Annotated in this window: 10 protein-coding genes; 5 read left to right on the forward strand and 5 right to left on the reverse strand. The window is 62.2% G+C overall.

Translation table 11 applies throughout. The features are described from left to right. Positions 1–62: 62 nt before the first annotated feature. Positions 63–716 carry a fructose-6-phosphate aldolase gene (gene fsa, locus LCF59_RS10345; protein ID WP_292287387.1) on the reverse strand — a complete coding sequence of 218 codons (654 nt, stop codon included), beginning with the start codon at positions 714–716 and terminating at the stop codon, positions 63–65. Between the two features lie 75 nt (positions 717–791). Between fsa and LCF59_RS10350 the strand changes: the two genes are divergently transcribed. From LCF59_RS10350 to uvrC, 5 genes are all read left to right on the forward strand, one after another. Further along, complete coding sequence (locus tag LCF59_RS10350) at positions 792–2993, forward strand: primosomal protein N' (RefSeq protein ID WP_292287388.1); 2202 nt, start codon at positions 792–794, stop codon at positions 2991–2993. 279 nt (positions 2994–3272) lie between these two features. After that, the gene (locus LCF59_RS10355) at positions 3273–4070 is read left to right on the forward strand and encodes a S49 family peptidase (protein WP_292287389.1); all 798 of its coding nucleotides are present in this window, start codon (positions 3273–3275) and stop codon (positions 4068–4070) included. A 169-nt stretch (positions 4071–4239) separates the two neighbouring features. Further along, a complete protein-coding gene (locus LCF59_RS10360; RefSeq protein WP_292287390.1) occupies positions 4240–5193 on the forward strand; it encodes a calcium/sodium antiporter in 954 nt (317 codons plus the stop codon). Positions 5194–5207: 14 nt separating this feature from the next. Next, complete coding sequence (locus LCF59_RS10365) at positions 5208–5987, forward strand: SDR family oxidoreductase (RefSeq protein ID WP_292287391.1); 780 nt, start codon at positions 5208–5210, stop codon at positions 5985–5987. Positions 5988–6299: 312 nt separating this feature from the next. After that, positions 6300–8162, forward strand: coding sequence for an excinuclease ABC subunit UvrC (gene uvrC, locus LCF59_RS10370; RefSeq protein ID WP_292287392.1), 1863 nt, complete (start codon positions 6300–6302; stop codon positions 8160–8162). A gap of 95 nt (positions 8163–8257) precedes the next feature. Here uvrC and LCF59_RS10375 read toward each other — a convergent pair whose 3' ends face one another. From LCF59_RS10375 to LCF59_RS10390, 4 genes are all read right to left on the reverse strand, one after another. Then, positions 8258–8686 (reverse strand): thioesterase family protein, encoded by a 429-nt coding sequence (locus LCF59_RS10375; protein WP_292287393.1) that lies wholly within the window; start codon positions 8684–8686, stop codon positions 8258–8260. Next, a complete protein-coding gene (locus LCF59_RS10380) occupies positions 8686–9447 on the reverse strand; it encodes a TIGR02186 family protein (RefSeq protein WP_292287394.1) in 762 nt (253 codons plus the stop codon). Before LCF59_RS10380 ends, LCF59_RS10375 begins: the two co-directional genes overlap by 1 nt. Further along, the gene (locus LCF59_RS10385; RefSeq protein WP_292287454.1) at positions 9447–10361 is read right to left on the reverse strand and encodes a sulfite exporter TauE/SafE family protein; all 915 of its coding nucleotides are present in this window, start codon (positions 10359–10361) and stop codon (positions 9447–9449) included. The genes LCF59_RS10380 and LCF59_RS10385 overlap by 1 nt, the downstream gene beginning before the upstream one ends. 162 nt (positions 10362–10523) lie before the next feature. Further along, positions 10524–11489 carry an ABC transporter permease gene (locus LCF59_RS10390; protein WP_292287395.1) on the reverse strand — a complete coding sequence of 322 codons (966 nt, stop codon included), beginning with the start codon at positions 11487–11489 and terminating at the stop codon, positions 10524–10526. Positions 11490–11491: the final 2 nt, after the last annotated feature.

Below are 11491 nucleotides of genomic sequence, written 5' to 3' on the forward strand. Positions count from 1 at the left end.
CGTTTTCAAAGCCGCTTCGAACCCGCTTTGTCCAAGCCGCTTCGAAGCGGCTTGGACCAAACTCAGACGATCTTGATATTGGCCGCCTGCGCGTCTTTCACGAACTGGTCCAGACCCTTGTCGGTCAGAAGGTGGTTCGCCATTGCCTTGATCACCGCTGGAGGCGCAGTCGCCACATCGGCCCCGATCTTGGCGCAATCGCTCATGTGATTGGCGGTGCGGATCGACGCGGCAAGAATGTTCGTCTCGAACCCGTAATTGTCATAGATCTCGCGGATGTCCGCGATCAGGTCGAGCCCGTCCATGTTCAGATCATCCAGGCGTCCGATGAAGGGCGAAATGAACGTTGCACCCGCCTTGGCCGCCAGAAGCGCCTGGTTGGCCGAGAAGCACAGCGTGACATTCACCATCTTGCCTTCATCGGTCAGCACCTTGCACGCCTTCAGCCCGTCCCAGGTCAGCGGCACCTTGACCGCGATGTTCTCGGCGATGCCGGCAAGCTTACGTCCCTCCGCGATCATGTCGTCGGACTTGAGCGCGATCACCTCGGCAGAGACCGGACCCGCCACCATGTCGCAGATTTCCTTGGTCACTTCCAGGATATCGCGGCCCGATTTCTTGATCAGCGATGGGTTGGTGGTCACGCCATCCACCATGCCCAGATCGTTCAACTCGGCGATGGCATCTATTTCTGCGGTATCGACAAAGAATTTCATGGGCTGGGTCCTCCGATGGGTTGGCCTTTCCTACCCGGCCATTTACCCCATGACAATGATGATCGAAAGCCCGAAATGATGGCGCTAACATCCAGTTACTTTGACGCAGGTGCGCTTGTCGGCGTGCTCACCACTCAGCCGCTTGACCGGGTTCTGGATTATCGCGCGCCCGAAGGTGGCTGTCACCTGGGAGCCTTTGTCGAAGTGCCGCTTGGTCCGCGCAAAGTTCTGGGTGTGGTCTGGGGGCCGGGCAAGGGCGACTACGACATCTCCAGGGTTCGGTCCGTCATCCGCGTTCTCGACACCGCGCCCATGCGCGAGGAGCTCATGTCGTTCCTCACCCGTGCGGGTGACTACACGCTCACGCCGATGCCCGCGATGCTGCGCCTGGCCACCCGCGCACCGGGGCTGGGCGATCCACCCTCGATGCGCAAGATTTACCGTCTGGGTGACACCGACCCCGAGCGCATGACAGACGCGCGCCGCCGTGTGCTCGCGGTGCTGCGCGACATGGGCGGCCTGTCGCTGACGCTCAAGGAGCTGGCCGAGACGGCAGGGGTGACGAGCTCTGTCGTCAAGGGGCTCGCCAAACTCGGAGCCGTCCGCGAAGAGGATAGCCCGCGCGACACGCCGTTCCCGACGCTTGACCCGGCGCATGCCGGCAAGGATCTGACCGATGATCAGGCCACCGCATCCGCCACCCTGCGCGGTGCTGTCGCCAGCCGCACCTATGGCACAACCCTGCTCAAGGGTGTCACCGGCTCGGGCAAGACCGAAGTTTACCTCGAAGCGGTCGCCGAATGTCTGGCCCAGGGACGACAGGCACTGGTCCTGCTGCCGGAAATCGCGCTGACCTCGGAATTCCTGATGCGCGTCGATGCGCGGTTCGGCGCGAAACCGGCCGAATGGCATTCCGGCGTCACCATGACCGACCGCCGCCGGGTCTGGAAAATGACCGCACAGGGCGGGGCACAGCTTGTCGTTGGCGCACGCTCGGCGCTTTTCCTGCCGTTCCGCGACCTGGGGCTGATCGTCGTGGACGAGGAACATGACACCTCCTACAAGCAGGAAGACGGGGTTCTCTACAACGCCCGGGACATGGCCGTGCTGCGTGCGTCGATCTGCGACGCGCAGGTGGTCCTTGCCTCTGCAACCCCAAGCCTTGAATCCTGGGCGAACGCGGATGCGGGCAAATACGCGCGGCTTACCCTGACCTCCCGCTTTGGTGCGGCGGTCATGCCCGACATGCACGCCATCGACATGCGCAACGAAAAGCTTCCGGGATCAAGCTGGATTTCACCGGCACTGCAACGCGCGGTACAGCGGCGGCTGGACAACAAGGAACAGGCCCTGCTTTTCATCAACCGCCGGGGCTATGCGCCGGTTACAATCTGCCGCGCCTGCGGTCACCAGATCGGCTGTGAGCACTGCGACGCGCGCATGGTGGAGCATCGGTTCCTGAAGCGTCTTGTCTGCCATCAATGCGGGGAGACCAAACCGCTGCCCACTGTCTGCCCCTCTTGCGAAGCCGAAGATCGTCTCGCTGCTGTCGGACCCGGTGTCGAACGCCTTGCCGAAGAGGCGCAAACCCTGTTTCCCGAGGCGCGCCTGGCGGTGCTGTCGTCGGATATGTTCGGCTCTGCGCGCGCCTTGAAGGCGGAGATCGAGACCATTGCAGCCGGGGGCGCGGACCTCATCATCGGGACGCAGCTTGTGGCCAAGGGACATAATTTCCCGTTGTTGACACTCGTGGGCGTGATCGACGCGGACCTGGGCCTGCAAGGATCGGACCTGCGCGCGGCCGAACGCACGTTTCAGCTCATGCGCCAGGTGGCCGGACGGGCAGGGCGCGCCGAGAAAGCCGGGCAGGCCCTGATGCAGACCTTTCAGCCCGAGCACCCGGTGATCCGGGCGATCCTGTCGGGCGACGAACAGGACTTCTGGAACGCGGAAGCCGGCGAACGTCGTGCCGCCGGGGTGCCACCCTACGGGCGCCTTGCGGGCATCATCCTGTCGTCGACGGATGTGCAAGAGGTGTTCGACCTGGGGAATGCGCTTGCCCGGAACGATGCCCCGCTGCGCCGCATCGGGGCGAAAGTGTTTGGTCCCGCGCCGGCCCCGATCGCCCGCGTCCGGGGGCGCCACCGCGTGCGGCTTCTGGTCAAGGCCTCCAAGGGCACGCCGCTGCAACCCGCGCTGATGGATTGGGTCGCACCGTTCAAGCTCAAGGGCGATCTGCGCATGGCGATCGACATTGATCCGCAGAGTTTTTACTAGGGCGCAGCGGCGAAACGTTCCGCTCCTGAAACGCCGGCCTGCCAGCCAGGTTTTGCGACGAGTGCCGGAGCCATGAAGGCACTTCGCGCGGGCCAATGGGGCCGCATTTTCAAACACTTTAACAAATGGTTAATAGGTCCGATCCGGCCCCAATGTTTCGCGCGCGAAACACATCGGGTCAATCCGGGCCCCTTGTCTGACGCGTCCCGCAGCCCACACCCAGGGCCATATTTCCGGACACGCCTTGTATGCCTCTCGGCCGCAATCTAAATGAGCGTGATGAAGCGCTTTATCCCATTCGTGAAATCCAACCCCACAGTCGCCGTAATCCGGATGCAGGGCACGATCGCCTCGGGCACGCGGGGAACTCTGAGCGACGCAAGCTTGCGCCCGCTGTTGGAAAAGGCGTTTCGCAAAGGCAAACCCGTGGCCGTCGCGCTCGAGATCAACTCGCCCGGTGGCAGCCCTGTCCAAAGCTCGCTCATTGGCGCGCGCATCAGGCGCCTGTCCGAGGAAACAGAGATCCCGGTCTACGCCTTCGTCGAGGATGTTGCCGCTTCGGGTGGGTACTGGATCGCCAGCGCGGCCGACGAGATCTACGCTGATCAGGCGTCGATCCTTGGTTCTATCGGTGTGATCTCGGCGGGGTTCGGGGCGCATGTGTTCCTGCAGCGACAGGGAATCGAGCGGCGCGTTTATACCGCCGGAAAATCGAAATCGATGCTCGATCCGTTTCGCCCCGAAAACGAAGAGGACGTGGCCCGTCTGAACCGCCTTCTGGGGCAATTGCACGAAACCTTCATCACTCAGGTCAAAACCGGCCGCGGAGACAGGCTGGCCGATAACCCGGATCTGTATACCGGCGAAATCTGGGTCGGGCAGGGGGCGGTCGATGTCGGGCTTGCTGACGCGCTTGGCCACCTGATCCCCGCGATGAAAGACCGGTTCGGCGACAAGACCGAATTCCGCCGGTACGAGCAACGCCGACCCCTTTTGAGCCGCTTGGGCGCCACGATGGCCAAGGATGCCCTCGGCGCCATCGAGGACCGCGCCGAGTTCGCGCGCTACGGGTTGTAACGTGATCACCAAGATCGTCTTTCTGTTCCTGATCGTGATGGGGGGGCTTGCCATGTTCGGCAAGCTGCGGGTGCCGGGGGCCAAGCGTCTGGCCAGCGCCAAATGCAAAAACTGCGGCCGGTACCGGATCGGAAAAGGACCGTGCCCCTGCACACGGAAGGTGCGCTGAATGGTTTTGGTCTGGGGTGGCGTGGTTCTTGGGTTGGTGATCCTGCTTCTCGCGGGGGACGCGCTGGTGAAGGGAGCCGTCAACCTTGCGCTGCGGATCGGCATCCCCGCGCTCATCGTCAGCCTGACAGTGGTGGCGTTCGGGACCTCCGCGCCGGAGCTTCTTGTCTCCATCAAGGCAGCGCTCGAAGACGTGCCGGGTATCGCAATGGGCAACGTCGTGGGATCGAATACGGCGAACATTCTGCTGGTGCTGGGTGTGCCCGCGCTCTTGGCCGTGATGCACACGAGCGAATGCAACACGCGCAAAAGCTATGTCATCATGCTGGGCGCGTCGGTGCTGTTCATCGCGCTGGCGTCTCGCGGGGTGTTCGACTGGATCGCGGGCATTGTCCTGCTGCTGGTTCTTGCGACGATCCTTGGCGATTCGATGCGCGAAGCGATGGCCCATCGCCGCGCCGGCAAGGCCAACCCGCAAGAGGAAGACCTCGAAGGCGCCGATCCCGACATGCCGTGGTGGAAGATCATCCTCAACCTTCTCGTGGGCCTCGTGGGTCTGCCCCTGGGCGCGGATTTGCTGGTCGACAATTCGGTCGAGATTGCCACGTTGTTTGGCGTCAGCGACGCCGTGATCGGCCTGACACTGGTGGCCCTGGGAACGTCCCTGCCGGAATTGGCGACCACCGTGATGGCGGCGTTGCGCAAACAGGCGGATGTGGCGCTGGGCAACGTGATCGGGTCGAACATGTTCAACCTCCTGGCCATCATCGGTGTCGCGTCGCTCATTTCACCGGTCCCGGTGGATCCGGCATTCCTGCGCTTCGATCTGTGGGTCATGCTGGGCGCGTCGCTGCTTATCTTTCCGCTGGTGTTCCTCGGCCGTGACCTGACCCGTACCTGGGGTGTGGTCTTGTCCGCGCTCTATCTGGGCTACATTGCGCTTGTCATCATGTAACGACGAGGCTTCTCATGAGCAAAGCACTGATCACCGGCGCAGGCAAACGGCTGGGGCGCGCCATGGCGCTCTATCTGGCGGAGCGCGGATTTGATGTGGCGGTGCATTATGCCAGCTCTGACGCAGCGGCAGAGGAGGTGGCGGCGCTTGTCCGGTCCAAAGGGCGCGACGCTTGCACGGTCCGGGCTGACCTGTTGCGAGAAGATGAAACACAGGCGCTCATCGATCATGCCGTCGATGGCATTGGCGGGCCTCTGACCGTCTTGATCAACAATGCGTCGATCTTCGAGTATGACACCCTCGAAACGGCCACCCGCGAAACTTGGGACCGGCATATAGAAAGCAACCTGCGCGCACCCTTCGTGCTGACCCAGGGTTTCGCGGCGCAACTGCCCGCGCCGGGTACCGACGACATGGGTGAACCCGTGGCATCCGGGTTGGTGGTCAACATGATCGACCAGCGGGTGCGCAAACTGACACCTGAATTCATGAGCTACACCATTGCCAAAATGGGCCTGTGGGCCTTGACCCAGACTGCAGCGCAGGCGCTGGCACCCCGGTGCCGGGTCAACGCGATCGGTCCCGGTCCGACGCTTCGCGGCGGTCGGCAGAGCGAAGCGCATTTTGCCAAGCAGCGCGCCGCGACCGTTCTGAAACGAGGCGCGAATACATCGGATATCACGGCGGCACTTGGCTATTTCCTCGACGCCCCGGCGCTCACCGGGCAGCTCTTGTGTGTCGATGGTGGACAGCACCTTGCCTGGCAGACGCCGGACGTGATCGGGGTGGAATGATGCCGGGCGGCGGCAAGTTTTGCACCGGTCACGCAGGTGTCACGAAAGCGTTACGAAAGGTTTAACGTTTTCAGCAACTTGCCGCGTGTTAAGAAAAATGATAAACGATATCAATGACTTAATTTACTGCCTAAATTTTAGGCAAATCTGGGAAGGCGCCGGAAAACAAAGAAAATTCGCTAACTTCCAAAACTTCTCCGCAGAGTTATCCACAGAATGCGTGGATGCCTTAACAGTTGCACCAGCCTGCGCGATCATGCAGCGACGCGGATAGAATCGCAGCGCCATGCCGGATAAACAGCCGATCACAATATGACCACCGAACCCGACACCGAAAGCCCGACAGGTCACGCCTGCATCCAGAGCTATCTCAAGACGCTGGACGCCAGTCCGGGCGTCTACAGGATGCTCGATGCGCAGGCTCGCGTGCTCTATGTCGGCAAGGCGCGCAACCTGCGGGCGCGGGTGTCGAATTATGCGCGGCCCTCGGGGCATTCGGGGCGGATCGCGCGGATGATCTCGGAAACCGCGTCGATGATGTTCCTGACGACACGGACGGAAACCGAGGCGCTGCTGCTGGAACAGAACCTGATCAAGCAGCTCAAGCCGCGCTACAATGTTCTTTTGCGGGATGACAAGTCGTTCCCGAACATCCACGTCACCGATCACGCCTACCCGATGATTCACAAACATCGTGGTGCGAAAAAGGACAAGGGCGCCTATTACGGTCCTTTCGCCAGCGCCGGCGCGGTGAACCGGACGTTGAACCAGTTGCAGAAGGTGTTCCTGTTGCGCAACTGCTCGGACGCGATGTTCGACAGCCGCACGCGACCCTGCCTGCTGTACCAGATCAAACGCTGCAGCGCGCCTTGCGTGGGCAAGATTTCGGAAAAGGACTATGCTGAAACCGTGCGCGATGCCGAACGGTTCCTGTCCGGCAAGTCGACCAACATCCAGGAAACGCTCGCCAAGCAGATGGCACAGGCCTCGGAAGATATGGAATTCGAACGCGCCGCCGCCCTGCGCGACCGTATCCGCGCGCTGACGCAGGTCCAGACCGCGCAGGGGATCAATCCGCGCGGCGTCACCGAGGCGGATGTGATCGCGTTGCACCTGGAAAAGGGGCAGGCTTGCGTTCAGGTCTTTTTTATCCGGGCGAACCAGAACTGGGGCAACCGGGATTTCTATCCGCGGGTCGGCCCGGACGTGGAAGAGGCCGAGGCGCTGGAGGCGTTCATCGGCCAATTCTACGACACCAAGGAACCCGCGCGACTCTTGTTGCTGTCACATCCGATCGAGAACGCGGACCTGATGACCGAGGTTCTGACCGAAAAGCTCGGCCGCAAGGTCGAGATCGCGGTGCCGCGCCGGGGAGAGAAATCGGAGCTGGTCGACGGTGCCCTGCGCAATGCTAAGGAATCCCTGGCCCGCCGCATGGCTGAAACCGCAACGCAGACCAAGCTCTTGCGGGGGCTGGCCGAGGCGTTTGATCTGGACGCCCCGCCGGAGCGGATCGAGGTCTACGACAACAGTCATATCCAGGGCGCCAGTGCCGTCGGCGCGATGATCGTCGCCGGGCCGGAAGGATTCGTGAAAAGCCAGTATCGCAAGTTCAACATCAAAGGCGATGAGCTGGTTCCGGGTGACGATTTCGGCATGATGAAAGAGGTGCTGACCCGACGGTTCAAACGGCTTTTGAAGGACGACCCCGACCGTGACAGGGGACTGTGGCCGGATCTGCTTCTGATTGACGGGGGCGCCGGGCAAGTATCCGCCGTGCAGGAGATCATGGAGGACCAGGGCGTCGAGGACATCCCGATGGTCGGTGTCGCGAAAGGCGTGGATCGTGACGCGGGGAAAGAGGAATTCCATCGCTCGGGCAAACGTCCCTTCGCCCTGCGCCACAATGATCCGGTTCTCTACTTCGTACAGCGGTTGCGGGACGAAGCGCACCGGTTTGCCATTGGCACGCACCGGGCGAAACGGGCGAAGTCGCAGATGTCGAACCCGCTGGACGAGATCGCCGGCGTCGGCGGCGCGCGCAAGCGGGCATTGCTGGCGCATTTCGGATCAGCCAAAGCGGTGAGTCGCGCCAATCTGGCTGATCTCAAGGCAGTGGAGGGGATCAGTGCGGCCCTCGCTGATCGAATCTACGCGTTTTTCCACGAGAAATGAGCGTGCTGTCGCACGCACAGGATATCTCGGCGCTCGCGCTGCGCGCTGCGGCCTCGGGTTTGCCTCCGGCGGGGATATTTTTGAACCGAAGAAGGTCAGGGTATCAGTTGCGTCAGCACTGCGCGGATATCCTCGGGCAGCAGGGACGGGCGGCTGTCGGCACCGACATGGACCTGTGTGAAGAAGCCTTCTGCACCGGCGCTGTCGCTGTCATTGCGAAACAGGGCGATCTCGAAACGGACCGACGATGTGCCGATATGGGCGACCCTGATCCCCGCGGTCAGGATGTCGGGAAAGCCGAGTTCGGCATGGTAGCGGCAGCCGCTTTCTACAACGAGGAATTTCGTTGCCTCGGGGCCGCAAATCATCATCCCCTGGTCCATCTGCCAGAGGCTGACGGCCGTGTCGAAAAGTGCGTAATAGGTGGCGTTGTTGAGATGGCCGTAGGCGTCGTTGTCCTGCCAGCGCGTGGGTAGCATGCGAAACGCGCGATACCCGGCGCGGGTGCCTGGCGGCGCGCGCATCAGCCCGACCGCATCAGCCGGAAGGCGGCCGAAGCGCCCCATCCGGCGGCGATTGCGATGGTGAGCGACAGAAGGCCGTAGAGCAATGGCTGTTCACGCGAGAGATTGAAGAGCCAGCGTTCGAGGCCGACCTTTCTGACGTCGATGCCGGTTTCGTAGACCGACACGACCTCGCCGCCGCGGGTGAGGATGATGCGGGTGGCGTAATCGCCTTCGGTCAGGTTTGCGGGCATTCGGATCGACGTGTTGAACAGGGTCGATTCACGCAGCTCCACCGCCCCCTCTTTGAGGGCGTAGAGTCCATTGTTGCTGCGAATGCGGATCACTGCGTCGGTGAAGGCCTGTGGCTCGTCCACGCCCATCGGTGCGCCAACCGACCGGATGGCGCGGGGGATGGAGACGGTGTGGCGCAGGTCCTCGGTGTTGGTGATGACTTCGTCCCATGGCGCGGAGGTGGCCACCGCGTAGAAGCTGGGCGCGGCGTCGACATCGACCGCATCGACGTTGATCCAGATGCCGAAGCGGCGGTCCTTGCGGCGCACGGTGACCGGGACCAGCGGACCGGAAACAGTGACGATGACTTGCAGCGGGTCGCTTTCAGGGATCGGCGTTTCCCGTTTGATGGCACCGTAGATGATGATCTCGGAGCCGTCGAAGTTGGTCGAGATCGATACCTGGTCCTGGCTCAGGCCCAGAACGACCTCCTCGGCCCGCAGGGGCGCGGTGAGCAGGGCCAGCAGCAGGAGGAGCAGCCACCGCATCAATGATCCCCCGCCGTGCCGATCGAGAAGAGCTCGGTCGGTTGAAGGAGCAGGTCGAGCGCCAGTTTGCCGCAGACGCCCAGCACCATCATCGCCAGAAGGATGCGGAGTTGTTCGGCTTTCAGCCGTGCGCCCAGAACCGCGCCGAATTGAGCACCGATCACACCGCCGACAAGCAGCAGCACGGCAAGGACCATGTCGACCGTGTAGTTCGTTGTGGCGTGCAGAAGCGTGGTGAAGGCGGTGACGAAGATGATCTGGAACAGTGATGTGCCGACCACCACCTTTGTCGGCATGCCCAGTATATAGATCATCGCGGGCACCATGATGAAGCCACCGCCGACCCCCATGATCGCGGCGAGGATGCCAACCAGCACGCCTACGATCAGTGGCGGGATCACGGAGATATAAAGCCCCGATGTGCGGAAGCGCATCTTGAAGGGCAGGCCGTGCACCCAATTGTGTTTCTTGCGCGCCAGCGGCTTGCCCGACCTCGTGTTGCGGATCGCGTTGAGGCTTTCGAAGAACATCATCCCGCCGATGATCCCCAGGAACACGACGTAGCAAAGCTTGACCAGCAGGTCGACCTGGCCAAGGCTTTTAAGGTAGTTGAACACGCCGACGCCAAGCGCCGCGCCGACAAGTCCGCCAACGAGCAGAACGGTCCCCATCTTCAGATCGACGGTCTTGCGCCTGAGATGGGCCAGAACCCCGGAAAAGGAGGAGGCGACGATCTGGTTGGCCTCGGTTGCGACGGCGACTGCGGGCGGGATGCCGATGAAGAACAGCAGCGGCGTCATCAGGAAGCCGCCGCCGACGCCGAACATGCCGGACAAGACACCGACCATGCCGCCCAAGCCAAGCAAAAGGAAGGCGTTGACCGATACCTCGGCGATGGGCAGGTAGATCATCATGTTTGTGCATAGACCCAAGTTTTGTCCCGTTTCAAGCGGTGCAATGCCGCAATTGCAAAAAAGAACTTATGAAAACGGGTCAACTGGACCCAGGTCTCCTGCGGTGATGCGCAGGCGCATCACCGGGTTTCAGCGCATGGAAACAGGTGCTTTAGCCGAGTGTCAGCTTTCCTTGACGTAGGGTTGGCCGCCCGCACGTGGCGGAATCGCCTTGCCGACGAACCCGGCAAGGATCACCACGGTCAGGATATAGGGAAGCGCGTCCATGAATTGCACCGGCACGACGAAGGCGCCAAGGTCGATATTCTGGTACCGCAGCGCGACGGCTTGCAGCAGGCCGAACAGCAGGCAGGCGTAAAGCGCGTGCCAGGGTCGCCACTTTGCAAAGATCAGTGCGGCAAGCGCGATAAAGCCACGCCCGGCGGTCATGTCTTTCACGAACCCCGCTTGCAGCGCAGTGGCCAGATAAGCGCCGGCCAGCCCGCACAGGATACCGCAAATGCAAACTGCGACGTAACGCACGCCGACGACCGAGACCCCGGCTGTGTCCACCGCTTCGGGCGCTTCGCCAACCGCCCGCAGCCGGAGACCAAAGCGCGTGCGAAAGAGCAGCCACCATGTGAGTGGCACCATGAGAAAGGCGACATAGACGAGGATCGAGTGTCCCGAGATCAGCTCGGAATAGATCGGGCCCACCAACGGGATGCCGGTGAGCATCTCTGCTCCGGGGAGGGTTAGCGGTTCGAAGCGCCCCGTGCCGATCAGGGACGGGGTGCGCCCTCCTTGGCTGAACCAAGCCTGCGCGATGAGGACGGTCAGACCGGCGGCGAGAAAATTGATGGCCACACCGGAGATCAGCTGGTTGCCCCGAAACGTGATCGAGGCCAGCCCATGCACGAGGGACAGCGCCATGGAGGCCACGATTCCGGCTCCAAGGCCAAGCCAGACATCACCGGTGATCGACGCGGTGGCAGCGGAAAAGAACGCGGCGGCCAGCATTTTGCCTTCGAGACCAATGTCGAGAATTCCGGCGCGTTCGGAGAACAGGCCGGCAAGGCAGGCCAATAGCAGCGGCGTGGCAAGGCGTATCGCGCTGTCCAGGACCTGAAGTGTCGTCAAGAAATCCATGT

Origin of the sequence: Marivita sp., from assembly GCF_020055675.1 — a bacterium.
Taxonomy (GTDB): Bacteria; Pseudomonadota; Alphaproteobacteria; order Rhodobacterales; family Rhodobacteraceae; genus Marivita.